A 26,905-nucleotide genomic window follows, 5' to 3' on the forward strand; every position below is an offset into this window, starting at 1 on the left:
TTCTTCGAAGAAATTTGCGGCGCTGCCGCGTTACACCAGCACTGCGCCGCCGGCCTGGATAACGCCTTGCGTATCGGCCTGGCCCAGCAGCATCTCATTATGCGCCTTGCCTGACGGGATCATCGGGAAGCAGTTCTCGTGCTTTTCCACCAGGCAATCAAAGATCACCGGCCCGTCGAATTCGATCATTTCCATGATCGCATCATCCAGGTCCTTGGGATCGCTGACACAGATGCCCTTGGCGCCGAAAGCCTCGGCGAGTTTCACAAAATCGGGCAGCGATTCCGACCAGCTGTGCGAGTAGCGCTCGCCGTGCAGCAGTTCCTGCCACTGGCGCACCATGCCCAGGCGTTCGTTGTTGAGGATGAATTGTTTCACCGGCAGGCGGAACTGCATCGCGGTGCCCATCTCCTGCATGTTCATCAGCCAGGAGGCTTCGCCCGCGACGTTGATCACCAGCGCGTCCGGATGCGCCATCTGGGCGCCGATCGAGGCCGGAAAACCATAACCCATGGTGCCAAGCCCGCCCGAGGTCATCCAGCGGTTCGGATCCTCGAAATTCAGGTATTGCGCCGCCCACATCTGGTGCTGACCGACCTCGGTGGTGATGTAGCGGTCATGGCCCTTGGTCAGCTCTTCCAGGCGCTGCAGCGCAAATTGCGGTTTGATGGTCTTTTCCGAATTCCTGAAGTCCAGGCAGTTCACCGCACGCCATTCGTCGATCTGCTTGTGCCATTTGGCCAGCGCCTCGCGGTTCACCTTGCGGCCGCGCGACTTCCAGACCTTCAGGATGTCTTCCAGAACATGCGCGACATCGCCCACGATCGGGATATCGACCCGGATCACCTTGTTGATCGAGGAGGGGTCGATATCGATATGCGCCTTCTTCGAGTTCGGGCTGAAGGCGTCGATCTTGCCGGTAATGCGGTCGTCAAAGCGGGCGCCGATATTGATCATCAGATCACAGCCGTGCATCGCCATGTTGGCCTCATACAGCCCGTGCATCCCCAGCATTCCCAGCCAGTTTTTGCCCGAGGCCGGATAGGCGCCCAGCCCCATCAGGGTTGAGGTCACCGGGATGCCGGTGCCGTCCACCAGTTCGCGCAGCAATTGGCTGGCGGCATTGCCGGAGTTGATCACGCCGCCGCCGGTATAGAACACTGGGCGTTCAGCTGTCTCAAGGGCTGCGACCAGTTCGGTGATCTCTTCCATGTCGCCTTTGACTTGCGGCTGATAATGGGAGGCGGCGGGTTTCGGCCCGTTATAAGTGCCGTTTGCAAACTGCACGTCTTTGGGAATGTCGACCAGAACCGGACCGGGACGGCCCGAGGTGGCGACATGAAAGGCCTCGTGCAGGGTGCCGGCCAGCGCATCGGTGTCCTTGACCAGCCAGTTGTGCTTGGTGCAAGGGCGGGTGATGCCGACGGTATCGGCTTCCTGAAAGGCGTCCGAGCCGATCATGAAGGTCGGCACCTGGCCGGTCAGAACCACCAGCGGGATGGAATCAAGCAAGGCGTCCGTCAAGCCGGTCACCGCATTGGTGGCACCGGGGCCCGAGGTCACCAGCACAACGCCGGGTTTGCCGGTGGAGCGGGCATAGCCCTCGGCGGCGTGCACCGCGCCCTGTTCGTGGCGCACCAGCACGTGGCGGATGTCGTTTTGCAGAAAGATCTCGTCATAGATCGGCAGCACGGCGCCGCCTGGGTATCCGAAGACTACATCCACACCCTGATCCTTCAGGGCTTGGACAACCATCTTTGCGCCGGTCATTTCACGTGTCATCTGCTTTTTGCTCCAATTGGCGGCATCGTCCGTTACGCATAAAAAAAGCCCCCGATTTCAAGTCGGAGGCGCATGGGTTCGATTATGGTTTACCGTTACCGGCCCATGCGCTTGGTTCCTACGATTACGACTAGGGTGGTCACGGCCACAGGCTCCTTCTTGCGTTGCGGGCGACATTATGGGCGCTGGACAGGGGCGTCAACCGCCAAAGGTATCAAAAAAGCGCTGTATGGGGACATTTTCTTGCTTGAGGCCTGGGTGCAGCGACATTTCCGCGAAAGCTGAGGGGCGCAGTGATGCGGAAACGTTCAAAACCGGCACGCCGGTGTCCCGTTTTTGCAAGATCAGCAGATTTTCCGCGGGCAGGCTCAACTCAAAAGAGCACACAGGGAAGGATGCAAAAATGGTTCAACTTTCTGATCTGGTCGATTTGGGGCGTTATCCGATCGACCGGCCCGGCTCCGAAGCTTATGCGCGGCTGATTGCGGATCTGCAGCGCGACCTGGGGGCGGATGGCTGTGCGGTGCTGCCGGGATTTGTGCATCAGGACGGTATCGCCATGCTGGCTGCTGAAGCCGATGCGGTGGCGGAGAACGGCCACAAATCTTTCAGCCGCACCAATGCCTATTTCTCCAAAGACGACCCGGCGCTGCCGGAAACCCACCCGGTGCGCCAATTTTATGACCGCTCCAACGCCTTTATTCCGGCGGATAACTTCGGTGCGGACAGCCCGCTGCGCGCCATTTATGAGTTTTCCGGTTTCATGCCCTTCATCCGCACCGCTCTGGGGGAGCCAGAGGACCGGTTTTTCCGCTATGACGATCCGCTGGCCGATGTGATCATCAACATGGTCGAGGAGGGGCAGGGCTTTCCCTGGCATTTCGACACCAACAATTACACGGTGACACTGGCGATCCAAAACGGCGAGGCGGGCGGCGATTTCGAATATGCCCCGATGCTGCGCACCCCAGCGGATGAGAATTATGACGGCGTGGCGCGGGTGCTGGCGGGCGGTTCGCCGCTGGTGCGCAAACTGGTGCTGCAGCCCGGAGACTTGCAGATTTTCCGCGGCCGCTATTCGCTGCACCGGGTCGCCCCTGTCGAGGGTCCGCGCAGGCGCTATGTCGGTATCTTCTCCTTTGTCGAAAAGGAAGGCATGTGCGGCGGGGTTGAGCGCACCAAGCAGCTTTATGGCCGGGTACTGCCGCGGCATTACGAACGTGAAGGCCTGCGCGCTGACGCGTTGCGGGATTGATTGCTGCTTGACCCTTTGGCGGCAAGGGCACCTTGAACCCATGGGGATCCGCAGTTTGAGCGCGATTGGCAGCCGCCCGTTCCGCACAGACATGGTTCCGCTCCAATACGCCAAGCGTTTCTAAGGGCGGCTGCAGGAGAATTTCAAGGATCAGCGGCGGTCCCGCCATCGGCTGGAGCGGGAACAGGCAAGCCTTCCGGCAGGTGCGGTCTCGGTCTTTTCCAGGGCAGCTACCCGCATGAATCCGGCACCACGCGGTTCAGCGGCATCGCCATCCTGCAAGACGTTCTGAAGGCTTCCTGCACCGCACTCGGGCCATTCTTTACGGCGCTTCGGATCTTCACCACATGGCGGAGACCGTCACCCGGCCGGGGCAGTTTGATGCCGCGCTGGAACGCGCATTGGCCCGCACCGGCGGATATGCGCAAGTTATGACCTGGTACTTCCGGGGCAATTGCCTGCAGATCGGCGCGCCGGATCTTGAGCAGAAGATCTGGGAAATCTTTGCCCAGACAGGTTTCCCGCAGCGGCGGTTTTTATCCAGGTGATCCGGCAATGGGCCGATGCCGGGCGCCCTGGGGGAGGGCACCCGGCCAGCCGGGCACAACATTGTTGCAGCAATGCCGAGGATTACTCCGTCAGCGCGTTGTGCCCGAAATAGAGGAACTCCTTATCCATCCCCTGAACATCCGCGGCGGCCAGCGACAGCGACGCATTGTCCAGCATCTTAAAGCTTTTCTGATCCTTCACCCAGGCATCCGCCGGTTGCAGGGTAGACAGCGTATAGGTGGTGGTCTCCGACAGATAGTGGGTGGGGATCACCACCTTGGGCTGGATCCGCTCAACCAGTGCATTGGCTTGGGCATAGGACAGGATGTGTTCGGAGCCATCCACTGGCAGGGTCAGCACATCAATCCGGCCAATGGCATCCCAGAACCCGTCTGCCGGGTCAGGCCGGTTGTCGCCCCAGATCAGCGTGCGGATGCCGCCGGTTTCCACCACGTAGGTCACCATATCCATATGGCCCGGGTTATTGGGCGGACAGGCCTCAACCCCGAATTCGGCCAGCGCATCGGTCCACGGATACCAGCCCGGCGCCACGCAGGCGTGTTTGTCGGCGTAGCCGGTGATCTTCATGTCGGCGAACTCGAATGTGCCTACCATCCGGTCCAGCACCATGGTTGATTGCGGCCGGTCAATGGCGTCGTGATCAAAATGGGTGTGGGTGGACATGGTGATGTCAACCAGTGTCTCCGGGAATTTCTGCTTGAACCACAGCCCCCACGCGCCCGACGGATCATCCCGCCACGGGTCGAACAGGATCGAGGTGCCGCCGGGTGAGGTGATCTTGAAGGCGCAATGGCCGTAGAAATCGATTTTGACCTCGCCATCGGTGAATGACCCTGCGTTCTGCAGGTCGATCACATGGTTGTTGTTGCCGGGCTGCAGCCAGTCGGTGGATTGCGCCTGGGCGCTGGTACTGCCTAGAAGGCTGGCAGCAGTGCCCACACCTGCGGCACCTGCCGCCGCAAAGAAACTGCGCCGCGACAGCCCCGGTGCCAGATCATCTTTGCGCCCGTCCAGCCTCACCGGATCGAGGTTCTTCCTTTGCTCATCCATTGGTTCTGTCTCCCTGGTGTTTTCTGGCCGCCGCATTGGTGCAGCGATGCAATCAGGCTAGACAGGGTTGGACGTCAGGGGTGCCCCGGAAGAATATGGGGTAAATATGGGGGTCGGCCCCATAACAAGCGGCCGGAGGCCTGTGGCGGGTCTTTGCTGCGGGGAAATCCGGGCCTTGGCGCCATCTCCGGATTCTGGCAGCTTGTCAGGAAACAAGTCCGGCGCAACCGGGCTGTAAAACAAACATCGGAACGGGCAGCAGCATGGATATCACACGGCGTCATTTTGGATTTGGTCTTGCGGCTTTCGGACTGACCGCCTGCAGCAGTACGGTGCCGTCTGGCAGCGGCCCCAGCGGCGCAACCGGCCTGCCCGCAGACCTGCGCCCGGCGCCCAATACGGGCTATGATGCCTGGGTTGCTGCCTTTCGCATCCGGGCAGAGGCGCGCGGCATTTCCCAATCTACCCTGCGCGCAGCGTTCCGCGGTGCGGGTTACCTTCCCGGCGTTGTCAAACGCGACCGCAACCAGACCGAATTCAAACGCACGCTGGAGGATTACCTCTCTATCGCCGTTTCGGACGAGCGCCTGTCCAAAGGCCGCGCCGCCTTCGCCCGGCATCAGTCCACCTTGCGGGCGCTGGAGCGCGCTTACGGCGTTGATGCGGAAATCATCTGCGCAATCTGGGGGCTGGAGAGCTTTTACGGTGAGCGCCGCGGCAATGTGCCGGTGATCTCGGCCACGTCAACGCTGGCCTATGACGGACGCCGCGGAGCGTTCTTTGAAAAACAGCTGATTGCAGCGCTGAAAATCCTGCAAAACGGCGATACCACGCCTGCGCGGATGACCGGCAGCTGGGCTGGCGCGATGGGGCATACCCAGTTCATCCCAACATCTTATCAGGCCTTTGCGGTTGATTTCACTGGTGACGGACGCCGCGACATCTGGTCCGAGGATCCCAGCGACGCGCTGGCCTCCACCGCGGCCTATCTGCAGCGCAATGGCTGGACGCGAGGACAGAAATGGGGCGGCGAGGCCGGGGCGCCGGGAACCCCCGCAGGCCGTACCCTGCAGCCGCAGGCGGGCGGACCGAAGTTCCTGGTCACTGGAAACTTCAATGCGATCAAGCGCTACAACAACTCGGATTCTTATGCGATCGGGGTGGGCCATCTGGCTGACCGCATCGCAGGCGGCGGCCCGCTGCGCGCCAGTTTCCCGCCGGACCGATACGGGCTGACCAAGGATGACCGCATCCTGCTGCAAAAACGCCTGACGGCCAAAGGGTTCGATACCGGCGGCGCCGACGGTGTGCTGGGACCGAAAAGCCGTGCTGCCATCAGCGGCTTTCAGTCCAGCCGCGGATTGCCCGCAACAGGTGATCCGTCGCAGGCGCTGCTCAGCAGCCTCAGATAACCGGGCTACCCGGCCGAATTCAGCGCGATCAGATGCTGGCGCAGGTTCTCGCGCCGGCTGAGGCCCAGCTTCTGGCGGATGTTGTTGCGGTGAAAGTCGATGGTGCTGGTCTCGCGGCCTAGGGTGGCCGCGATCTCCTTGGTGGTGCGACCCATCATGATCAGCTGCATGATCTCAGTCTCCGCAGGCGTCAGCTGCTCCAGTGTCTCGGCCAGTTTGGAGGACAGGCTTGAGGTGATGTTCTTGAGATTATCTTCGACCATCTGCAAATAGGCGCTTTGCAACTCCCGGTCCGCATCCAGATGCCGCAGCTTGGCCACATAGGGCAGCACCATGCCCTTAATCTGCTGCTCGATCTGGTGTTCACTCTCGTGGCGCGAGGCCTCCACATTGTCGATCAGCACCCGCAATGCGGTATTGGCATCCTCCAATGCTTTGGTGCGGCGTTTGATGGTGTCTTCGCGCGCCCGCACAGTCTCACGCAGCTCGGCCTGGGCCTGTTTGCGCTGGGCGACCTCCAGCAGCAGCGCCAGATCGCCCTCGACCACCCGGCAGAATTCCTGCAGGCCTTTGCGGAACATCAGGGCGCGTTTGTTGCGGCGGGTGTCGAGCACGCAGATGGTGCCGTAAACCTCGCCGTCCGGCCATTTGATCGGATAGCCGATGTAGAAGGACATGGCGTGCTCCATGTCCTCGTTGTCCTGCCAGCGGGGATCGCATCGGGCGTCCTCAACCACCAGTTCGCCGTCTGCCTCAAACACGCCGAAACAATAGAGTTTTTCATTCAGGTGGTACTGGCGGCCGGGGTAATAGGGATTGTTTTCCGCCGCGTTCGAGACTTTGACCCGGTGATCCAGATCCACGGTTGCCATGATCAATGCGGCGGGCACATCGGTCAGCTCGGCCACCAGATCCACCACCCGCTGCCATTTGGCCTGGGTTTCAGGTGTGATCGGGGGGTTGTCCGTCGTCATAGCGCGTCTCCTTGGTCCGGGAGGCTAGGGCAGGGGCGGCACATCACAAAGGCAAAATTGCGGGAGAGGATCAGAACCCGGCGCCGGTCCCCTGCAGTACGCCATGCTCCAGCGCGTATCGCGTCAGGCCGGCGGTGGAGGAAATGCCCAGCTTGCGTTTGATGTTCTTGCGGTGCGTCTCAACGGTTCTGACCGAGATATCAAGCGCTTGGGCGACTTCCTTGTTGGACTTCCCCTGTGCCAGTTCCAGCAGGATGGTCTGTTCCCGGCCCGTGAGCGCCTCGCGGCTGTCGCCGCCCTTGGGCTTCAGCGAACCCGCGGCCCCGGTGCAAAGATAGGTCTGCCCCTTCATCACCGCATCAACGGCCTGTTTGATCTCTTCTGTGGGTACATCCTTGAGCACATACCCCATGGCGCCATGGCTGAGCGCGGTGGAGATATATTCGGCGCTGTCATGCATCGACAGGATCAGGATGCGGGTGCCGGGGTGCTGTTCCAGAATGATCTCGGTCGCGCTCAGCCCGCCAAGATTGGGCATGTTCAGATCCATCAGCACCACATCCGGCGCCAAAGTGCCCATCTGTTCCACCGCGTCGCGCCCGTCAGTCAATGAGCCGACGACCTCGATATCATCATAGCTTTCCAGGATCGACTGGATGCCCTCGGCGACCATCGGGTGGTCATCCACGATCAGAACTTTCACAGGATCAGCCATCATCCCCCACAAGGCAGCTTTCCATCAGTTGAGAGGCCCGCAATTGCCGTATCCTCCCCCGGTTACGGCAATTGCACAGGCGTTCCCTCTTCACCCGGCGGCAGCAGATGGCTCAGAGGCAGGCTTGCCTCGATCACCGTGCCGCTTTGGGTGCCTCGTGATGACAGAATGCGCAAGGCCCCGTCAAGCTGCTCAATCCGTTCCTGCATATTGCGCAGGCCAATGCCCGGCCCGCTGCGCGCATCGCGCGGCGGCAATCCGCGGCCATTGTCGGTGATCCGCATGGTGGCGCCTTTGGTGTGGCCGCGCAGGTCGATGCTGACCCTGCTGGCTTCGGCATGGCGTTCGATATTGGTCAGCGCTTCCTGCGCAATCCGGTACAGCGCGATCTTGGCATCCTGATCCAGCCGGTTGCGGAACACCACAGTGGAAAACTCTGTCTCAATGCCGGTGCGGGCGGCAAAATCATCCGTCAGCGCCTTCAGCGCCGGGCCAAGGCCCAGATCGTCCAGCACACCGGGACGCAGGTCGCGGCTGATACGGCGCACTTCGGTGATTGCAGTCAGCAGGTTATCGGCGCCTTTCTCCAACGGTGCCGCAGCACCGTCGCTGTCACCGCGGGACAGCCGCCGGCGGGTGTTGTCCAGCGCATAGCGCACCCCGACCAAAAGCTGGCTGATGCCGTCATGAAGCTCCCGCGCCACCCGGCCGCGCTCTTCTTCCTGGGCATCGAACACCCGCTGGGTCAGCTCCTTCAGCTTGGCATCCGCCAGCCGCCGCTCACGCAGGTTCAGAAACATGCCGGAGGCAAAGACCAGCACCAGAGAGACCAAAGTGATACCGCCGATATAGAAGAATGTACGCTGCACCCGGGCCTCAACCTCGGCCCGCGACGCGGCAACCGAAGCCAGCACATCGTCAATGAACACGCCGGTGCCGATCGCCCACTGCCAATCCTGCAGCCCCAGCACATAGGCGATCATCTGCGCCTCTTCCCCGGTTGAGGGCTTCTCCCAGGTGAAGCTGTGCCAGCCCGCACCGATCCGGGCCAGGCGGATGAATTCATCCACCACCGGCACCCCGGTGCTGTCGGTCAGCCCAGCCCAATTGCGGTTGATAAATTCAGTCTGCCGCGGGCTGACCAGATTGGTGCCGTCGTAGTCATAGACAAAAAAGAACCCGTCCTTGCCGTAGATCATCGCGCTGAGGATCTGGGTGACCCGCTCTTTGGCTTCGGCATCATCGGGGGCGGCCAGCCCGTAGATATGGGCAAAACCATTGCGCGCCTGGGTCACGTAATTGCGCAGCTCGGCCTTCTTGGCCTCCAGCAGCTGCAGTTCCAACGCTTGAATTTCACGTTCGGCTAGGCTGCGCGACTGATAGCCCACCAGCACAGCAATCGCGGTGCCCGCCACGATCAGCGGCAGGGTCATCAACAGCGACAGCTTCTGCGCATAGGTGGGGCGCAGAATGGAATGGAACAGGCGCATCAGCAGGTCCCCGGAATTGGTCAGATTCTTGTACCGAATCATTTTGCAGCCGCCCAGAGGAATCACATGGGCAGGAGGTATTTGCTCTTAGAGCGTGAGTGGTCCCCTGGGGATTCGCGCCGGGAATGCAGGAACTTTCCGGCGAATGCCCTCAAAAACGTGCCGTTCTACGCAGTACTAGGTATTCACATAAAATTCATCGCCGCTAGGCTGGCCGCACTCGAACCGATCCGCCCGGGGGGACCTTCCGGGCAATCCGAAGAATAAATGGGAGGAATAATTAATGGATCGCCGTTCTTTTTTGAGAACTTCCGCGCTGGGCGGGACTGCCGCCGCAGCCGGCACGCTGGCTGCACCGGCCTATGCCCAGGGCAAGCGCACCCTGACCATGGTCACCACCTGGGGCCGCGGCCTGGCGGGTGTGCATGATTCCGCACAGTATGTTGCCGACGCCATCACCGCCATGTCCGGTGGCGACCTGACCGTTGAGGTGAAAGCCGCAGGCGAGCTGGTCGGCGCGTTCGAAGTGTTCGACGCCGTGACCGCAGGTCAGGCCGACATGTACCATGGTGCCGACTATTATTTCACCGGCCAGCACCCGGGCTACGCTTATTTCACCGCCGTGCCCTTTGGCATGACCCCGCAGGAACTGACCAACTGGTACTACCACGGCGAAGGCCATGCGCTGCATGACGAGCTGGGCCAGATTTTCGGCCTCAAGTCCTTCATCGGCGGCAACACCGGCCCGCAGGCCGGCGGCTGGTACAACAAGGAAATCAAAGGCCCCGAAGATTTCAACGGCCTGAAATTCCGGATGCCGGGCCTGGGCGGCAAGGCGCTGGGCAAACTGGGCGCCTCGGTGCAGAACATCCCCGGTTCCGAAGTCTATCAGGCGCTGTCCTCCGGCGCGATCGACGGCACCGAGTGGATCGGCCCCTGGGCGGACGAGAAGGCCGGCTTCCAGGAAATCACCAAGACCTACTACACCGCAGGTTTCCACGAGCCGGGCGCGGCGCTGTCGGTTGCCACCAACCGCGATGTGTTCGAAGGCCTGTCGCCTGCGCACCAGAAGGTCATTGAAATGGCGTCCGCCGCCGGCCACCAGTGGAGCCTGGCGCAGTTCATGAACAACAACGGTGCGGCGCTGCAGCGCCTGCAGTCCGGCGGCGTGAAAACCCTGGAGTTCCCGGACAGCGTCTGGGATGCCTTCGGGTCCGCCACCAAGGACACCCTGGACGAGTTCATGGGCGACGAATTGTTTGCAAAAATCCGCAGCAGCGTCGAAGCCTCGATGAAGGCCTCCTCGGGCTGGATCACCAAATCCGAAGGCGCCTACCGCGTTCAGCGCGACCGCGTCCTGGGCTAATCTGCCTGAAAGGCATCAATCGGATCCTCCGCCGCCGCGCGGGGGATCCACATGCAGTTGCTGAAACTGCGGGACGGCCGGCAGACGCCGCGCGCCCAACCCGCTAGCGGCAGCTTCGCAGCAATCTTCCCGGGGGAAACATGCAGGAAGAGAGTGGCATCACCTTCTTTGGCGCAATCTGGGGCGGGCTTGTCTGGCTGATCCAGAACATCGCCGGCGCCTTTTACAATTTCGGCTACGCCGTCACCCATCCGCAGCTGTGGCTTGACTGGTCCGACAAGGCCTCGGTCATGCGCTTTGTCTACTACGGCGGCTCGGTCGAGTTTTTCTTTGTCGTATTCACCGCCTTCCTGGTGCTGACCGCTATCGGCCTGTACTTTCGCAATGTCATGTGGGGCATGGTGCGCGGGCTGGAAGGGCTGGCCAACACCTTGGGCCGCTTTTTTGCCTGGGCCGGCCTTTTGATGGTCTTGCAACAGATCATCATTGTCTTCATGCAGCGCGTGTTTGCCCGGCCTGATATCAGTTTCGGCTTTGGTATCCCGTTTTCGCAAGACATCAGCTGGTTTGCTGAAGAACTGAAGCTTTACAATGCCTTGGTTGTCTGTCTTTGCGTGACTTACACATTTGTGCAGGGCGGCCATGTGCGGGTGGACCTGATCTATTCCGGCATTAGTTTCCGCGCCAAGCGGGTGGTCGACATGCTCGGCTCGCTTTTGTTCATGATGCCCACGGCAGTGCTGACCTGGATGTACGGCTGGTTCTTCCTGTGGCGCCACCTGATCGTGCCGAAACCCTCGGCCTCGGACAGCCTGGACCGGCTGGTGATGAAATCCCGCGCCCTGCGCTGGAATGTGGAGACCATCGGGTTCAGCCCCAACGGGTTCAATGCCTACTTCCTGTTCAAGATCCTGCTGGTGCTGTTTGCGGGCCTCGTGTTCCTGCACGCCATTGCCTTCTTCTACCGCTCTTATCTTGAGTTCGTCGAAGGCCAAGGCAGCGAAAACAAATACCTCGACAAGGACAGCCTTGGAGAGGGTGAAGAAGCCTACGAAGGCACGCACTAAAGGGACGTCAGAAACATGTTATTTGGACTTGATGGCGTCGAAATCGGCCTGCTCATCGTATTCATGTGCCTCTTCGGGGGCATCCTCTCCGGCTTTCCGGTGGCCTTTGCCATCGGCGGTGCCGGGATCATCTCCTTCGGGATTATTGCGGCGCTGGACAGCTCCGGTATCCTGATCCACCAGGCCATCGACACCTCGTCGCAGGCCTACCGCGATCTGGTGAATTCCGGCATCCGGCCGGATAAGGTTTCGGTCTTCCGATACCCGGACCTGCCAACACTGGCGGAACCTGTGTTCACACAAGGCTGGGAAGTGGCGCTCGACCGCAATGTCTCCTTCATAGTCAACCGGATGAATGAGAGGGTTCTGGCCGGTGCCTCGATTGAAACCCTGCTGGCAGTTCTAATGTTTGTTCTGATGGGCATCACCCTGGAACGTTCCAAGATCGCCAACGATCTCTTGACCACCATGGCGCGCGTCTTTGGTCCGCTGCCCGGCGGTCTGGCAGTGTCGATTGTGGTTGTGGGGGCCTTCCTCGCGGCCTCCACCGGTATTGTCGGCGCCACCGTGGTGACCATGGGTCTCTTGGCGCTGCCCACCATGCTGCGCAACAACTATTCGCCGGAACTGGCAACCGGCGTGATTGCGGCGTCCGGCACCCTGGGCCAGATCATCCCGCCGTCCATCGTGATTGTTCTACTGGGCACGCTCGCGGGCGACCTGTATTCCACCGCGCAGGAAACCCGCGCGATGGAGGCGGGCTGTTCCGACGCGCTGACTTATCTGGGCGAGCCTGCGGTGGTATCGGTCGGCACCTTGTTCCAGGCGGCGCTGCTGCCGGGTATCCTGCTGGCGCTGCTTTATGCAACTTACGCCTTTGGCTATGCGCTGCTGAACCCGCACAAGGCACCTGCCGTGGCGATGGAGCCCGGCACTGGCGAGGTGATCACCCGCGGTGAAGGCCTGACCTGGTTCCTGGCGGTTCCGGCGGCCTTGGTCGGCGGTGCCATCCTGCTGGGCAGCTTCAACGTGATCGGCAGCCAGAACATCACCGTTTCGACATTCTCGGACGCGGGCGAGACAGCCTCCCTGCGCACCAATGTCGGTGCCGAGTGCAAGGCCGCGATGATCGACCTGCACGGGCAGGAGGATTGGGACGCCGCTGTTGCCGAACAGGAGGCCATCGAGGCTGCTGGCGGTGTGACCCTGTCAGAACGGCTGAGCGAGGATGAAATCATCGCCGCCCGTGATGCCAAGATCGCCGCCGCCGCGCCGATCGGCACCGGCATTTCGGTGATCATGATCCTGCTGGGGCTGGTGCTGGCCTTTGGCCGCGGTGTGGCGCCGTCGCGCGATGCCAAGCCGCTGATCCTGGGCGCCATCGGCGTGCTGCTGGTTGCGCTGGTGGATCTGGTGGCAATTGCACCCACGACCTCGGCCGGTGCCACTGTGCTGTGGATTGCACTGCCGCTGCTGCTGGCGCTTTGGGGCTGCCGCGAGGCCGCTGCGCGCTGCGCCGGAAACGATCTGATCCGGGTGGTGTTCCCGCCGCTGGTGCTGATTGTTGCGGTGCTTGGGTCGATCCTGGGCGGCATCACCAACCCGACGCCCGCTGCGGCGCTGGGGGCAGGCGGTGCCATCATGCTGGCGGCCTACCGCAAGCTGCAGGATCAGGGCCGGTCCGGCAAGATTATCATCTGGTCCACCTTTGCCGTCATGCTGTGCATCCTGGTTGGCATGAATTTTGACCTGCGGGTGAACCAGGGCGGCGTTTCCCTGGAAAGCTGGATTGCATTCTTTGTGGCCTACGGCGCCTATCTGTTTGCGCTGTTCGGGCTGCTTTACGGCTGCTGGGTGCTGTTCAAGTCCGGCGTGCTGTCACCGATTGTGCGGGAGACCGCCAAGGTGACCTCAATGGTGTTCACCATCCTGATCGGCTCGCAGCTGTTGAATCTGGTGGTGATCTCCTTTGGCGGCGAACACTATATCCAGCAGTTCCTGAAGAGCTTTGACAACGAGATGACGGTCTTTTTGATCGTGATGCTGGTGCTGTTCTTTCTGGGTTTTGTGCTGGACTTCCTGGAGATCATCTACATCGTGATTCCCATCGTCGGACCGGTGATCTATGGCGGTTCGTTTGATCCGAAATGGGTCACCATTATGGTGGCAGTGAACCTGCAGACCTCGTTCCTGACACCGCCCTTCGGCTTTGCGCTGTTTTATTTGCGCGGGGTTGCGCCCAAGGAGGTGACAACGGCCCATATCTACCGCGGGGTTGCGCCGTTTGTGCTGATCCAGGTGGTGGGCATCGGCATCTTGTGGGCCTTCCCGGCGATTGTGACCATCGTGCCGGCGCTGATTCCGAACTGACCAGGGCAACAGGAAAAGTTAAACGGCAAAGGGGCCCATGCGGGCCCCTTTGCTTTTACGGGGGGAAGGGGCGCTGCCCCTCTGCGCCTGCGGCGCATTCACCCCGGAGTATTTGCAGAAAGATGAAACGAGGCGGCGCCGGTTTCAGGCGAACTGGATCAGGTCCCAGCGGTTGCCGAAAGGATCGCGCCAGACCGCAACGGTGCCATAGGGTTCATGGCGCGGCTGTTCCTCGAATATGACGCCCTGAGCCTGCATCGCCGCGTGGTCGCGGGCAAAGTCATCTGAGGCCAGGAACAATCCGACGCGGCCGCCGAACTGGCTGCCGATAGCAGCCTTCTGTTCAGGCCCTTCGGCACGGGCCAGGATCAAGCTGCCCTGGCTGGCGCCCGGCGGCAGGATACGGACCCAGCGTTTGCTGCCCTGATCGATATCCTCGGCCAGCTGCCAGCCAAGCCGGCCGCAGTAAAATGCAATTGCGGCGTCGTAATCCGGCACCAGCAGTGAAACGGCGTGAATATGCTGCATCAGCGGCTTCGATGGATAGGCTGTTCAGGCAACTGGATATTGGCGACCTGTTCGGCAATCGGGTCGGTGGACAGCGGATGGCCGGCAGCTTCGAACTCAGACGGGTCGGACATCTTTTTCCATTCGCTACGGTGATAAATTTCCAGGCCTGCGAACTTGGCCTTGTAGCTCATCTTCTGGCTGCCGGGCACCCAGTAGCCGAGGTAGACATAAGGCAGCCCGGCCTCGCGGGCGATGGCGATATGGTCGAGGATCATAAACGTGCCCAGCGAATTCTGCGGCTGGTCCGGGGCGTAGAAGGAATAGACCATGCTGAGCCCATCCTCCAGCACGTCGGTCAGTGATACCGCCGTCAGCTTGTTGGATCCGGCCTCGCCATATTCCACAACCCGGCTGCGCACCGGGGTTTCCTCGATCATAGCAGCGTACTCAAAGACATCCATATCCGCCATGCCGCCATCGGCATGGCGGCTGTCGAGATAGCTGCGGAACAGCGAAAACTGGTCCTCGGTTGCCCAGGGCGAGGTTGCACGCCGTTCCAGATGCGCATTGCGTTTAAGCGTGCGTTTCTGGCTGCGGGTGGCAGTAAAGGCCGCCACATCGATCCGCGCCGACAGGCAGGCGGAGCATTCCGAACAGGACGGTCTGTAAAGCACGTTCTGCGAGCGTCTGAAACCCTGTTGGCTAAGGCTGTTGTTCAGTTGCTCCACCCCGTCGCCCTGCAGCGCGGTGAACAGCTTGCGCTCCATCCGGCCCTCCAGATACGGGCAGGGCTGCGGCGCCGTCACATAAAACTGCGGTGCTATAGGAAGGGTATGGCGCATCAGAACTCTTCAGCAGTTTCACAGGACAGACGGAACGGTTCGCAACGTGGTCCCATGATGATAGCAACGCGGTTCCAGTGCGCCAAGTGGACTTGTGGAAAATGGTTTAACAGGCTCTTGCGTTGGAAGGCAGGCAGACAGCGCCGATTGTTCAATATCTGTCAGGAGTTGCGCCGCTGAAAGCTTCGGCAAGAGCACTTGCGCAGACCGCGGCGCCTTTGCAACCTTAAGCCCGCATCCGGTCGTGCCTGATCTTTCTGCGTCATCCGGCGCTGCATTTCTGCCCTTTTTGCATGCCTTGCAGCGATTCCAGTAGTTGGTTTGCGGGCTATGCCTTACGGTCAGGTTGCCAAAATGCGTTTGTTCAAACTGCCCATCTAACGCGGCTTGGATGCTTGTGCATGAGATCGCCTGGGATATTGAAGATTCGGGAACGGGGTCAGGCAGATCCTCAGGCGTATGTGTCCTGAAAACTGGTACTCCCGGTTGGACGCAAGGCAGCTTAGCATAGCCTTGCCCCTGTGTGTTCCGGAACAGGCCGGGGTCCGTTATACCCGGCGGTTCAGCATTGCGGTGCCGAGGAAGTGGTCAGTCAGGCCTTGGCCGCGCGAGGAGGTCAGCATCAGGATGACCGAGATCACCTGCAGAACCGGCAGCGCCAGAGACAGCGAGTAGCCTGCGGTGTGCAGCGCGGCCAAACCGCTGTCGAGCCGCTGGCCGGAGCCGTCGCGCAGTTCAATCCCGGCAAAGCGCATGCCCCAGGTGGCAGAGCCATTGGCAATGGTCACGGTCCGGTAGGCAAACCCCGCAGCGAGATACAAAAGCGGCCAGATCAGCAGCCCGGTAAAGGCCGTCAGCACCACTGCGGCGGCGCTGATCGCAAAGATCAGAATGCTGTCGATGATCCAGGCGATCAGCCGTTTGGCGGGCACGGATGTATAAAATTCTGCCTGGTAATCGGGGTCGGGCAGGGCGGTCATATGCAGAAGTCCTTTGCGCTGCAGGGGCTATAAGGGGGCGGAGATGAGCCGAACCGTTTCCCCGCCCGGTCAGGGGCGGGGCAGCCGGAGCCTTTGCGTGCCGGGCAGATCAGTGGCCCTTGAGGCCGCCGTTGCCGGCTTCATCTTCCGGATCATCACTGCGGGCGGCGGTTTGCGCGCGCTCATCCATGAACTCGTCAAATTCGGCTTTGTCCTTGGCTTCGCGCAGGCGCTGCAGGAAGGCGTCAAAGTCGTGCTGCTCCTGCTCCAAGCGGTTCAGCGTGTCTGCCTTGTAGGCATCAAAGGCACTGTTGCCCGAGGGCTGCATAGCGGAATATCCGTGGCGCGCCCATGACTTGCGGTGGCGGCAGGAGGATTTGCTGAACATGCGTTTGCTCCAGATCATGTAAAAGAGAAGGGCCAGGCCCACTGGCCAGAAGAACACGAAGCCCAAGACCATGGCGGCAATCCAGGCGCCTTTGCCCTTGCTGTCCAGCCAGGCTTCGCTGCGGGAAAACCAGCCCTGCACGGGTGCATGAGGGGCGGTAGGGGTGAAACTCGTCATCAGGGTCCTCCTGGTTGCAGTGAATGTAAATCCTCTTCACATCATTGCATATCGGAGCCCGGCGGTCTGAGTTCAAGGGGGATGTGAAAACATTTTACATTCACGCATTCGGGCGGCGGTGTAGCTGTATGTAGCTGTAGCGGGACACTTCGCGTTGCAGTGTGTAGCGGGACACTTCGCGTTGCAGTGCGGGACACTTCCCGTTGCAGCAACTCGTTTTTGCGAATTCCCTGATTTTTAGGCCTGAAACCGGGGTTTAGCCAGTCCGGATCTGCACCGGTTTAGCGTTTTGACACCGGGGTTTTGGGACACTTCCCATTGCAGTGCGGGACACTTCCTATTGCAATACTCGGCAATCCGCCGCCCAAAACGTAAAAAAACGCCGGGCGGCAGAGGGCTTTAAAGGGTGCTTAAAGGGTGGCTTTACGCTTTTTGAAGGCTTCGAGGCGCCGTAACCTAAGCACAGGCTTGAACCTGGCTTCGCCCGATACAGGCCGTCAGCCGCGCTTCCGCAACTTTGTAAATCTCCGGCACCAGCTCGCAGCCGAAGAACGGGCGGCCGGAAGCTAGGGCGGCTGCGCCTGTGGTGCCGCTGCCCATGAATGGGTCCAGGACCGGTGCGCCGTCTTCAGTGATCGACAAAAGCCAATCCATCACCTCAACCGGCTTCTGCGTCTGATGCAGCTTATTGCGGGTCACATTGGATTTGCGGAAGCAGCCCGGCAGGATACGATTGGCGCCAGGCTTCTTTTGCCCGTTGGTGCCCCAGACGATGTATTCGCACTGATGGCGGAAGGCGCCTTTCTGCGGCCGCACACCTTCGGTCTTGTCCCAGACGCTGATGCCCTTCCAGTGCAGGCCCGCAATCTGCACCGCATCGGTAAAGACGGGAAGCTGGCGCCAGTCGCAGAAGATCCCGAAATAACCGCCGGGTTCCAGCACCCGCCGCGCAGCGCTCAGCCAGGAAACGGTGAAACGCAGATTTGAGCGCTGGTCCATGGTTTCTCCGGCAAAGTCAGGCAGTGTTTTGCGGCTGAGGCTGCCGCAATACTTTCGGCCGGTCTGGGTTGTGATAGTCCGCTGGCTGCCTCCGGACGAATACGGCGGATCGGCAAACAGTCCGCCGACGCTGGCAGGGCTGAGGCTGTCCAGGAAGGTCAGGGCGTCGGCCTGGGCGATGGTGAGGCCGGGGGCGGCCTCAGATTTGATCTTCGAAATGGGGTTCATGGCTTTGAGCCTTTCCGTCACGCTCACTGGATTGAACCGGGCGCTTTGGTGAAGGGCTCTGCGGCCTCAAGGAATTATGTGCCTTGCATCTTGGGCACTTGATGGCGAGCGTGCCGCTGAGGGCGCCAGGCTCGATTTTAAATAACAATCTGCGGCATTCACCGCAACGTTGGTCTTGCAGCTTCAAGTGGAATCACTCCAAAGAGGCCGGGTCCTCGAGGACAGGGAGCGGCCAAGAGTGTTAGATGGTCGGCGGGGTCAGGTGTGAGAACATTGGCCCCGTGTTAAGGGGTGGTGACACACCCCTTGGCCTCCCATTAATCAGTAAGATTGACGAAAGACCCATTTCCAGAACCGGCGGGCGCGCATCCCGGAATAGGCGAGCCAGGTGCGCAGCCCCGGCGCATGGACACTTAAGGCGGCCTCAAACCACTGGCTGTCCGCAAAGGCCCGGCGGAACCCTTCCTCCAGCAGCGTGTCGTGAATCACGGCCGACTTGAGGAAATAGGGATCATCCGGCGAAAACACCCAGCGCAGAGGACGGGGAACGGAGCTTTCGAATTCACGCCCGGCCGGGATGGTCAGCACCCAGCCGCTTTCCTTCTTTCCGATGTCCCAAAACAGTGGCCGGGTGGTGATGTAATCGCGGCTGCCGCCTTTCTTGACCCAGCTTGTGTCTGGGCGCCGGGTCAAAGCTCGTCCCTTTCTTCTTCCGTGCGGCAGTCGGTGACTTCATCGACCGCGATGTTGCGGAACCGCCCGTCCAGAAACTCATCTGCGGGGCGTACAAATACCTGACCGTCCCAGAGCGATTGATAGACAACGCATTTGGTCATGTCGTGTTCCCGGAAAGCGTCATCAAAGAGGACGGTGTACAAACCGCCGGACTTGATGTGCTGCCAGATCCTGCTTTGCATTTCCTTGATTTGGGTATTCATGAATTTGCCTTTTCGTTATCGCGTTCGGCTTGGAAACTGGTCGTCAAAGTGCCCGCCAGAGTGTGGGTGACGCTGGTAATCAGCCATTCACCTTCCAGCTCGGGTTTGATGCCGGTCAGGTTCACCTTGGCTTCGGCCATCAGGTCACCCCAGAAGCCGCCCAGGCGGATGCTGATGGTGCCGCTGGCCCGGCCGGTGCGTTCCAGGGCGGCGTCGGCCGCGCGCTGCGCTTCTTCCTGGGACGGGTAGCGGTGGCGCAGCTTCAGCTTCGGGTCTTTGTCCCCGGCCTTGCAGGTCTGTACCTTGGCGGCGCCCAGGTCGGTCCACTCAACAATGACGCAGCCGTATTTGCCGCGCCCGTTGATCTGCCAGTCACCGGAGGCAATCTGGCTGCGGTGGACGTCAAAGACGGGCAGGTCGGCGCCATCAGCGCCTTTGTTCTCGCCGCGCTTGGCAAAGACCAGGGCACCGCCTGCAGGCTTGGCAACGGCGTCCAGGTCCTGGGCCAGGCGGGTGAGGAAGTTCAAATCGCTTTCGCTGGTCTGGGCAAGATAGGCGTAATGGTGGGTTTTCAGGCTGTCGCTGATGACGGCTTTCAGCCCGTGTTCACCGGCAATTTTGCCGACCAGATCCGCCACGGTCACCTTGTGCCAGGAGCGGGTTTTCTTTGCGCGGATGCCGCCGAGCATGTCGGCCGCCTTGGCCCCGATCGTCATGGTGTCGGGCGCCAGCTCGCCGCTGATTTCGTCCACGGTGAAGTGTCCCAGTTCGACCAGGTCGCCGGTGAAGCCCAGGGCAATTTCCAGCTTGGCGCCGGTCGCGGGCAGGGCAACGGCATAGTCGCGGTCGTCCACCTGGATTTCCGCCCGGTCGGACTTGCTGCCCGCCTCATCGACAATGGTCAGGCCAATCAGCCGGTCGGCAAAATTGCCGGTGACGTCGGAGCCGTCAGCGATGATCCGGAAAGCAACTTTCATGGCTCAGCCCCAAAGCCGCACAGGCTTGCGCACGGTTGCGGGCTGTGCGGCGGGCAGGGTGATTTCCAGCCCTTTCGGCAGGATCGGGCCAAGCTGGGCAAGGCCCGGATTTGCCTCATAGACCGCCACGGCCATGTCTTCGCGGCCGTAGTGGTCCTTGCAGATCTCATCCACCATATCGCCTTCGCTGGTGCGGTACGTGGTCATCACAGCCCCCCGAAGAATGAGGACAGGACGCCATTGTCCTGGCCGTAGGATTTCAGGTTCAAGGTGAACTCGATTTTGCGGGGGGCGCCGTCCGCCAGAAAGAGGCTTTTGCGCTCTTCCACGCGGGTGATTGTCCAGCGGTCCCAGACCCAGCCCAGCCCGTCCACCATCATCATCGGCAAGCCGGTTTTGGCCTGCAGGCGCATCAGTTCAACCTGCCTTAAACCGCCCTTGAAATGGGGGTAAATCACCCCTTCAAGGGTGAGGTCTTCGGCGTCCGGCCCGGTGTACTGCAGGGCAGGGGCGCGGCCGATCCGGTCCACCTTCTGCCAGCGGTAGCCGGCGGTGCGGGAAAACTGCTGATAAGAGCCGCCGGACATGCCAAAGCGGAACACCCCCAGGGCCATCATGACCAATCCTAGCTGCATCAGTAGTCCAATCCGTCATGCAGATCCGCGCGCCGGTCGCTGTCTCTGCGCTTGAGCTGGCGCATGACTTCCCTTGCAATTGCCTCGCTGTCCCGACCGGGCTGCGGGTAGACATTGATAGTGAACACATCGCCTTCACGGGTCACCTGCGGGGCCGGGGCCTGGGCGGACAATGCCGGGCGCGGATCGATGCGCTGCTCGATCTCCGCCTTGCCGGGCAGCGCGGCAGCGGGCGCCGCCATTGCCGACGCCGCAGCGGCTGCCTTCATGGCCTGGCTGATCCGGGTAATGTTCCGGGTGCTGATAGCTGTGTTCTGAACGCTGGCCGCTTGGCGGATGACGCGCGCGGTTGGTTTGGCAGCGGCGGCGGCACGGGTCGCAGCTTTAAGGGCACGAGCGGGCAGAATATTGCCCGGCACCTTCGGGACAAAGACCTCCGGTTCCCGCCTCTCCCCGATCAGATAGGACAGGCCCGGCAGCACCGGCCCGCCGCTGTCGCGGTTGCCCTGCACGCGCGGGGCCACGGAGCCGGACAGCGGATGCGCCCGCGCCGCTGGAGCGGCCGGGCCATCGCCGCCGCTGGCCCAGTTCTGCAAGTCCGTCAGCCATTGCGGCTTTAAGTTCTTCAGCTTGTTGGTGATGAAGGTGACCAGCTGATCCACGATAGAGGCCATGCCGTCCCATAGGGACTTCATGAAGGTGACGCCGGTTGCAAACAGGCTGAACTCTTTGAACTTGGCAATGATCTGGTCGGGCACGCCCAGCAGTTCCATCACATAGGCCACCAGGCCGATGGCACCCTCTACAGCCAGGGTGAAGGGGTTGAACTCAGCCAGCAGCTTGAACACGCCTTTGATGATGCCCTCATCAAAAGCAGCGCGGACCAGGTCCACTTTATCGGTGACGGCGCCGACGATCTTGTCCCAGTTGTCATAGACGGCATAGGCCAGCGCCGCGACGGAGGCGATAATAAGGCCAATCGGGTTGGCCATTGCCAGGACACCCAGCCGCACAAACCCTTTGGCCAACAGACCCACACCGGACAGCAGCCATTTGATGGGGCCTTTGGCCACCCAGGCCAGCAGTTTTCCTGCGCCAATGATGGGGGTCATGGGCAGCCACCAGATGTATTTCAGGGCGGCAAACCCGGCGTAGACCGCTGCGATGGAGCCGAGCACCTGACCGTTGATGCCGGTCCACTGGCTGAGCTTTCCGACTAAGCCGCCCAGGGCCTGGCCCGCGCTGTTGCCCCAGGCCGTCCATTCATCGCGGGTTGCATCCAGCGGCCCCATGAGATTGCCGAACCAGGTCCAGAGGTGCTTCACCGCGTCCACAATCCCGTCCAGCATCGGCGCGGCCGGGCCAAGGGAAGCGCGGAAAGAGGACCAGAAGCCGGTGAAGAAAGCCTGCAGGCCGGACCAGTTGTTGTAGATCCAGACGCCGCCCATCGCCACGCCTGCAATCAGCGCGCCAATGCCGGTGGCCAGGAAGGCAAAGCGGATGGCAATCAGGGCGGCCCGGACCAGCTTCAGCGGGTTCAGAAGGGCCAGCAGCCCGCGCGCAAGCTGCGGCGCCAGCGCCAACAGCCAGCTTCCTGCGCGGATGATATGCAGGAAGGGCGGCAGGATGGAAAACAGCGTCCAGCGCAGGGCAATGGAGGCAAGTTTGAAGGTGAACAGCGCCAGCGCCGCTTTCATCACCCCATTGATCAAGCCCGGGTGCGCGGCCGACCAGGCTGTCACCGCCGAAATCACCGGCATCAGGCTTTCCATCAACTCATTCATCTGCGGCAGCAGGGTGGAGCCAACCACAACGGCCAGCCCTTTGACAAATTCCAGCAGGCGCTGGCGCTGCACAAAGGTGGTTGCGGCCTGGCGGCTGTATTCCTCTTCCATGAGGCCCAGCAGGCTGGCGGTGTCGGCGGTTTTGGCAAAGGCTTCGCGCAGCATTTCAACATTGGAAATCAGCGGCATGATGGCGCCTTTGGCTTCCTCGCCGAACAGGCTGCCGACCATCGCATTGCGCTTGTGGACGGGAATGCTCTGGAACGCGTCCAGCACCTGCAGCATGGCGCCGGAGGCGTCTTCTTGCATCTTCTTGGCCATGAACTCCGGATCAATGCCAAGGGCTTTGTAGACGGCGCCCTGGCGCTTGGTCACGTCGCCGCCTTTGGTCAAGGCGTTGGTGAAGTTCTTCAGCCCGGTTGCGGCGATTTCCGGCGCGGACCCGGCCGCCAGCAGGGTGGCGCTGAGGGCGGCAATCTCATCTGCTGCCAGCCCGGCCGACTTTGCGACGGTGCCCTGGCGGTTGATCACCTGCAGGATATCGGCCTCATTGGTGGCCATGGTATTGCCCAGGAGGTTGACCGTATCACCCAGAACCATGGCGTCCTGATGGGTGAGCTGCAGGTTCTGGCGCCAGCGGGCCAAAGCGGTTCCGGCCTCATCGGCCGAGATGCCAAAGGCGGCGCTCATCTTGGCCGCATCGGTGGCAAACTGCAGCAGCTCTTGGCGCTTCCGGGCATCGGGCAGGTTGCCGTCAACAACGCCCATGCGGCCCGCTGCGGCAATGATATCGGTCATGCCTTCAGCCGTGGCCGCCAGCCCTCCGGAGGTCACCAGCTCGCGGATCTGCTTTTGCAGAATGGCCAGGCCTTCAGGTGATTCAAACTCGACTACTTTGGAGACTTCTGCCAACCGCCGTTCGGCCTGAATAGCTGGCTCTGTCAGGGCCACCAGGCTGCCGCCCAAAGCCAGCAGCCCCATGGCCTCCCCTTGAAGGGCGGCGCGGCGGGTCTTGTTGGCTTCAAGCTGCCGGTTGGCCCATTCCACGCCGCCCCGGCCGGTCGCCTCAGTAACGTCGCCAATCTGGCGCAAAGCGTTGTTTGCTGCCTTGGCCGGGCCGGAAACCTGATCCACCAGTTTCAGGATCAGCGCGATGTTCATGTTTCCAGATGTCATTCCGGTCTGCTCCGTTTCTCAAGGCTGGGGGCCGCCGCTGCCGCCGTTCTGTGCCTCCGCGCGGTCCCGCGCCTTGCCCCACCACATGACCAGCTCTTCCAGGGTCATTTCGTCCATGATGTTAGGGGGCCAGTGGAAGACCATGGCGATATCCGCCATGGCGTCGTCCACGTATTCGGGCAGCTTCAGGGGGTCGCTTGCAAACCCTCTGCCTGTTCCGGTGTCACGAAAAAAAGCAGTGCCTGCTGAGCCATCGTGTTGAAATCACCCAAATCCACTTCTGAAGAGAGTTGAACGGAGGAGAGGGGCGGCTGAGTGATGCGGGGCAGCAGCTTGAACATGGTGTCAACTTCCATGCGCAGCACGTCGATCATCGACAGCCCGCGCAATTCACCGGGAGAGGGTTTGCGCAGGGTGATTTCCACGACCTTTTCGCCATCAATGGTGACGGGCTTGGATAGAGTGACAGCGTTCAGTTTGGAGACAGGAGCCATTGTGTAAATCCGGTTTTAAAGGGGGTTAAAGAGAGGGGTTACCGATTGGGTCAGCAACCAGTTTGACCGAAGCTATTTCTACCTCTCCGAGGAGCACGCCTATGTGGCGGTCCACTGCTTGCAAGGCCACTCGTGCAGCTTCCAAATCTTGGACACGGATCGTATCTGCGTTTGGGTCGCCGCCAACGGCTTTTAATGCGGCGTGGAGGATAGGAACTAAGTCCATTTTGACCTCGGACTTTAAAGTGGGACGCGCCGGAGAATGCCGCCGCGCCTGATGTGTTTGAGGCGCGGCCTTAGAGGCCCATGGACGCACGCAATTCCGCGAGCTGATCCACGCCGCCAATGACCCGCTTGCCTGCGCGGACGTCGATCTCGAACAGCTCGTCGCCGTTGTGCAGCATCCGGAAATAGTCGGTCTCAACGGTCAGCTTCAGCGGTGCGTCGGAACCCGGTTTCAGATCCGCGAAGTTGGTCACGGAAAACCGGCCGCCGACCGTGGCGATGATGGTGTCAGACGAAAAGTCCTCTTCCCCCATGGCGCCGGGGCGCAGGGTCAGCCGCTGGCGGGTGCCGAACATCTTGATCAGTTCGGGCGGCCATTCTGCCAGGGTCAGCTCGGTCCGCAGGGCCTCCATGCCCATGTCCTGGTTGACCGGGGCGTCCATGCCGGATCCGCGGTGGGCGGCAAGCATGAGTTTCAGTTCCGGCAGCTTGCCTTCGGTCACCCGGCCGCAATAGCTGCGGCCGTCAATGAAGGCGCCAAAGTTCCGGATGGTGCGGGGATACTGGATCATGGGTCCGTCTCCTTATGCAGCCTGTTTCACGCTGGAAATCAGGTTGTTGTAATAGTCGCCGTTGCGGTGGCGGCGGAATGTCAGGTGCTCCAGCGGCGCGGGCGGCTCCAGGTCGTAGTCCAGGTAGAGCTTGCCTGCCTTCAGCGTGGCTTCGGTGTTCAGCTCCTTGTCCAGCCAGCAATTGAAGCCCAGAAGCGCGCCGACCTGCACCAGGCCCCGCCCGAAGGCCAGAACACCGTCCCGGATATCCATGATCAGTTGCGCCGACATAGGCCGGTCCATTGCCCAAAGATGCGCGTTGGCAATGCTCTGGGCGACAATGTCGTCGGTGCGCACCACGGACAGGAACGCCCACTGCGCGTCGGCGCTGGTGGTGCGGTTGCCCCAAAGGCGGAAGCCGCTGGACCGGATGATGGTCGCCACTTCGGCTTCGTTCATCCGGTTGGCCTCGGTGGCCGCCGAATTGAGGTGGAACCCGACCGGCCGGGCGGTGCCATTGATGCCGCGCAGGATCTTGTTCGACGGCGAATGCCAGTAACCGTTCTGCACGTCATTCTTGGCGATCAGGCCTGCGACGTAGCCGGAGGCCGGCCGCGCCACATCCGTTGCGGAAACCGGGTCAAAGGCGGTGACGCCGGGGTCCACAATGAACAGCCGTTCGGAGCCGTAATTCTGCCGGTCCAGCTTGGCGTCGGTCTCGGTGGTGTTGGGGCCGTCCTTCAGCACCACGGCGCGGTTTTTTTCAGCAACCGTGATGAGGTTGGAAACAACCGGGTTCACGCCATCTGCGGGCAGGCCTGAAGTAAAGCCCGGCGCGGCGGTAATGCGCGGCACCATGTCCAGGACAGAGCGCGCACTTTCCAGAGCAAAAACGCCCGTGCCCATGCCCGGATCGCCCACCACGTTGGCCTTGGTTTCGGCGTCGTTTGCGCCTTCCGGCGTGGCAACCACCACCACTTCGGTGGCGCCATTCTGATAGGCGGTCATATAGGCGTCCCGCAGGGTGCCGGTGAGGCCCAGGTCATTGGCCTGGCGCGGTCCGCCGATGAACACAGGTTTATGCATCGGAAAGCCGCTGGCCGCGTCCGGTGCGGTGCCGACAAGCCCGATAACGGAGCTTTTGGCGCTGCGGATCGGGCGGAGGCCATCATCAATGCCGATGACCTCCACCCCATGAAGAAACTGTTCTGGCATGGTCAGGAACCTCCGTTGATAAGTGCTGCAGCCTCGGCAAAGGCCGCCTCTGCCTGGGCTTTTGCAGCGCCCAGGGCGGTGTTGACTTGGGTTTCAATATCCGCCGCATCATCCGGGACAGCGGCAACGGCGGCCTTGGTTTCGGCCTCAAGCGCACCGATCAGCAGCGCAATCCGGCGGTAGGCGACGGCCTTGGCGGTGATCCCGTCCAAGAGTGCAGCGCGGTCTAAACCGCGTGCCGCTGCCTCGCGGTCAAGCAGGGCAAGCTCGGCAGGATCGGCGTTGTCAGGGGCAGCCGCGATCTGGCTTTTGAACTGCCATTCCATCAGCTTTCCCGGTGAGGCACTGGCCACCTGGGCGCGCCAGCCATTGGCCAAGCGGGCGATTTCGCTGGCCGCAGATGCTTTTGCTGCTGCGCCAATCACGGCCAGCGGCACGCCGGAGCGGGTCAAATCAGCCGTTTCCCAGTTGGCGTAGACCTTCCCGTTGTGGGTCACTGTCAGCATGTTCTTGTCTCCTTACAGGCTGCTAAGGTTTGTGGCGGCCATCTGGCGAATTGTCAGAGGGTCGGTATCGGCTGCGACCCCCTGAACCCAGCGGCCAGCCATCTCGCTTGGGTAGGTGGTGTTCTGGACCATCAGGGACATCAGGTTCGACAGGGTCAAAAAGGTCTGATTGCTGCCTGCGGGCAGTTCAAATTCACAGGATTGCAGCAGAACAGAGGTTACGCCGTGG

At 61.4% G+C, this 26,905-nt stretch carries 28 protein-coding genes; 6 read left to right on the forward strand and 22 right to left on the reverse strand.

What is annotated here, in order from left to right; genetic code table 11:
• Positions 1-30: 30 nt before the first annotated feature.
• Positions 31-1,782 carry an acetolactate synthase 3 large subunit gene (locus L1069_RS16885; protein WP_237456451.1) on the reverse strand — a complete coding sequence of 584 codons (1,752 nt, stop codon included), beginning with the start codon at positions 1,780-1,782 and terminating at the stop codon, positions 31-33.
• Positions 1,783-2,185: 403 nt separating this feature from the next.
• Here L1069_RS16885 and L1069_RS16890 point away from each other — a divergent pair, with 403 nt between their 5' ends.
• Both L1069_RS16890 and L1069_RS16895 read left to right on the forward strand, forming a co-directional pair.
• Positions 2,186-3,037 carry a hypothetical protein gene (locus tag L1069_RS16890; RefSeq protein ID WP_237456452.1) on the forward strand — a complete coding sequence of 284 codons (852 nt, stop codon included), beginning with the start codon at positions 2,186-2,188 and terminating at the stop codon, positions 3,035-3,037.
• 347 nt (positions 3,038-3,384) lie between these two features.
• The gene (locus tag L1069_RS16895; RefSeq protein ID WP_237456453.1) at positions 3,385-3,585 is read left to right on the forward strand and encodes a hypothetical protein; all 201 of its coding nucleotides are present in this window, start codon (positions 3,385-3,387) and stop codon (positions 3,583-3,585) included.
• Between the two features lie 82 nt (positions 3,586-3,667).
• On the opposite strand, the gene L1069_RS16900 is transcribed toward L1069_RS16895, so the two are convergent.
• On the reverse strand, positions 3,668-4,657 hold the full coding sequence (locus tag L1069_RS16900) for an MBL fold metallo-hydrolase (protein ID WP_129370483.1): 990 nt from the start codon (positions 4,655-4,657) through the stop codon (positions 3,668-3,670).
• Between the two features lie 263 nt (positions 4,658-4,920).
• On the opposite strand from L1069_RS16900, the gene L1069_RS16905 reads away from it, so the two are divergent.
• On the forward strand, positions 4,921-6,069 hold the full coding sequence (locus L1069_RS16905; protein ID WP_237456454.1) for a lytic murein transglycosylase: 1,149 nt from the start codon (positions 4,921-4,923) through the stop codon (positions 6,067-6,069).
• Between the two features lie 5 nt (positions 6,070-6,074).
• Here the strand turns inward: L1069_RS16905 and L1069_RS16910 are convergent, their stop codons facing one another.
• The 3 genes from L1069_RS16910 to L1069_RS16920 all read right to left on the reverse strand — a co-directional run bounded on the left by L1069_RS16910 (position 6,075) and on the right by L1069_RS16920 (position 9,248).
• Entirely contained in the window at positions 6,075-7,043 is a 969-nt protein-coding gene (locus tag L1069_RS16910) for a LuxR C-terminal-related transcriptional regulator (protein ID WP_237456455.1), read from the reverse strand.
• Between the two features lie 70 nt (positions 7,044-7,113).
• On the reverse strand, positions 7,114-7,758 hold the full coding sequence (locus L1069_RS16915; RefSeq protein WP_129370486.1) for a response regulator transcription factor: 645 nt from the start codon (positions 7,756-7,758) through the stop codon (positions 7,114-7,116).
• A 62-nt stretch (positions 7,759-7,820) separates the two neighbouring features.
• Entirely contained in the window at positions 7,821-9,248 is a 1,428-nt protein-coding gene (locus L1069_RS16920; RefSeq protein ID WP_237456472.1) for a cache domain-containing protein, read from the reverse strand.
• A 283-nt stretch (positions 9,249-9,531) separates the two neighbouring features.
• Here L1069_RS16920 and L1069_RS16925 point away from each other — a divergent pair, with 283 nt between their 5' ends.
• From L1069_RS16925 to L1069_RS16935, 3 genes are all read left to right on the forward strand, one after another.
• Positions 9,532-10,614: a TRAP transporter substrate-binding protein gene (locus L1069_RS16925; protein ID WP_129370488.1), complete on the forward strand. Its 1,083-nt coding sequence runs from the start codon at positions 9,532-9,534 to the stop codon at positions 10,612-10,614.
• Positions 10,615-10,754: 140 nt separating this feature from the next.
• Positions 10,755-11,681 carry a C4-dicarboxylate ABC transporter permease gene (locus L1069_RS16930; RefSeq protein ID WP_237456456.1) on the forward strand — a complete coding sequence of 309 codons (927 nt, stop codon included), beginning with the start codon at positions 10,755-10,757 and terminating at the stop codon, positions 11,679-11,681.
• A gap of 15 nt (positions 11,682-11,696) precedes the next feature.
• Positions 11,697-14,051 (forward strand): TRAP transporter large permease subunit, encoded by a 2,355-nt coding sequence (locus L1069_RS16935; protein ID WP_129370490.1) that lies wholly within the window; start codon positions 11,697-11,699, stop codon positions 14,049-14,051.
• 144 nt (positions 14,052-14,195) lie between these two features.
• Here L1069_RS16935 and L1069_RS16940 read toward each other — a convergent pair whose 3' ends face one another.
• The 17 genes from L1069_RS16940 to L1069_RS17020 form a co-directional block, all read right to left on the reverse strand.
• Positions 14,196-14,579: a VOC family protein gene (locus L1069_RS16940; protein ID WP_237456457.1), complete on the reverse strand. Its 384-nt coding sequence runs from the start codon at positions 14,577-14,579 to the stop codon at positions 14,196-14,198.
• On the reverse strand, positions 14,579-15,403 hold the full coding sequence (locus tag L1069_RS16945; RefSeq protein WP_129370492.1) for an arginyltransferase: 825 nt from the start codon (positions 15,401-15,403) through the stop codon (positions 14,579-14,581). Before L1069_RS16945 ends, L1069_RS16940 begins: the two co-directional genes overlap by 1 nt.
• 548 nt (positions 15,404-15,951) lie before the next feature.
• On the reverse strand, positions 15,952-16,383 hold the full coding sequence (locus L1069_RS16950) for an RDD family protein (RefSeq protein WP_134829617.1): 432 nt from the start codon (positions 16,381-16,383) through the stop codon (positions 15,952-15,954).
• 109 nt (positions 16,384-16,492) lie between these two features.
• The gene (locus L1069_RS16955) at positions 16,493-16,948 is read right to left on the reverse strand and encodes a DUF2852 domain-containing protein (RefSeq protein WP_237456458.1); all 456 of its coding nucleotides are present in this window, start codon (positions 16,946-16,948) and stop codon (positions 16,493-16,495) included.
• Positions 16,949-17,404: 456 nt separating this feature from the next.
• Positions 17,405-18,175, reverse strand: a complete 771-nt coding sequence (locus L1069_RS16960) for a site-specific DNA-methyltransferase (RefSeq protein WP_237456459.1) — start codon at positions 18,173-18,175, stop codon at positions 17,405-17,407.
• A gap of 321 nt (positions 18,176-18,496) precedes the next feature.
• Entirely contained in the window at positions 18,497-18,868 is a 372-nt protein-coding gene (locus L1069_RS16965) for a DUF1353 domain-containing protein (protein WP_237456460.1), read from the reverse strand.
• Positions 18,865-19,113 carry a DUF1653 domain-containing protein gene (locus tag L1069_RS16970; protein ID WP_237456461.1) on the reverse strand — a complete coding sequence of 83 codons (249 nt, stop codon included), beginning with the start codon at positions 19,111-19,113 and terminating at the stop codon, positions 18,865-18,867. Before L1069_RS16970 ends, L1069_RS16965 begins: the two co-directional genes overlap by 4 nt.
• Positions 19,110-20,090 (reverse strand): contractile injection system protein, VgrG/Pvc8 family, encoded by a 981-nt coding sequence (locus L1069_RS16975; RefSeq protein ID WP_237456462.1) that lies wholly within the window; start codon positions 20,088-20,090, stop codon positions 19,110-19,112. Before L1069_RS16975 ends, L1069_RS16970 begins: the two co-directional genes overlap by 4 nt.
• A gap of 3 nt (positions 20,091-20,093) precedes the next feature.
• Positions 20,094-20,297 carry a tail protein X gene (locus tag L1069_RS16980; protein WP_027258560.1) on the reverse strand — a complete coding sequence of 68 codons (204 nt, stop codon included), beginning with the start codon at positions 20,295-20,297 and terminating at the stop codon, positions 20,094-20,096.
• Entirely contained in the window at positions 20,297-20,725 is a 429-nt protein-coding gene (locus tag L1069_RS16985) for a phage tail protein (RefSeq protein WP_237456463.1), read from the reverse strand. The genes L1069_RS16980 and L1069_RS16985 overlap by 1 nt, the downstream gene beginning before the upstream one ends.
• Positions 20,725-23,685 carry a phage tail tape measure protein gene (locus L1069_RS16990; RefSeq protein WP_237456464.1) on the reverse strand — a complete coding sequence of 987 codons (2,961 nt, stop codon included), beginning with the start codon at positions 23,683-23,685 and terminating at the stop codon, positions 20,725-20,727. The genes L1069_RS16985 and L1069_RS16990 overlap by 1 nt, the downstream gene beginning before the upstream one ends.
• 18 nt (positions 23,686-23,703) lie before the next feature.
• The gene (locus L1069_RS16995; RefSeq protein ID WP_237456465.1) at positions 23,704-23,844 is read right to left on the reverse strand and encodes a GpE family phage tail protein; all 141 of its coding nucleotides are present in this window, start codon (positions 23,842-23,844) and stop codon (positions 23,704-23,706) included.
• Positions 23,845-23,870: 26 nt separating this feature from the next.
• Positions 23,871-24,179: a phage tail assembly protein gene (locus L1069_RS17000; RefSeq protein ID WP_237456466.1), complete on the reverse strand. Its 309-nt coding sequence runs from the start codon at positions 24,177-24,179 to the stop codon at positions 23,871-23,873.
• Positions 24,180-24,475: 296 nt separating this feature from the next.
• Positions 24,476-24,976 carry a phage major tail tube protein gene (locus L1069_RS17005; RefSeq protein WP_237456467.1) on the reverse strand — a complete coding sequence of 167 codons (501 nt, stop codon included), beginning with the start codon at positions 24,974-24,976 and terminating at the stop codon, positions 24,476-24,478.
• Positions 24,977-24,988: 12 nt separating this feature from the next.
• Positions 24,989-26,170, reverse strand: coding sequence for a phage tail sheath subtilisin-like domain-containing protein (locus L1069_RS17010; RefSeq protein WP_237456468.1), 1,182 nt, complete (start codon positions 26,168-26,170; stop codon positions 24,989-24,991).
• 2 nt (positions 26,171-26,172) lie between these two features.
• Positions 26,173-26,676 (reverse strand): hypothetical protein, encoded by a 504-nt coding sequence (locus tag L1069_RS17015; RefSeq protein WP_237456469.1) that lies wholly within the window; start codon positions 26,674-26,676, stop codon positions 26,173-26,175.
• Positions 26,677-26,688: 12 nt separating this feature from the next.
• The coding region (locus L1069_RS17020) for a hypothetical protein (protein ID WP_237456470.1) at positions 26,689-26,905 on the reverse strand (217 nt) is incomplete at its 5' end.

It is taken from the genome of Leisingera sp. MMG026 (assembly GCF_021654205.1).
Classification (GTDB): Bacteria; Pseudomonadota; Alphaproteobacteria; order Rhodobacterales; family Rhodobacteraceae; genus Leisingera.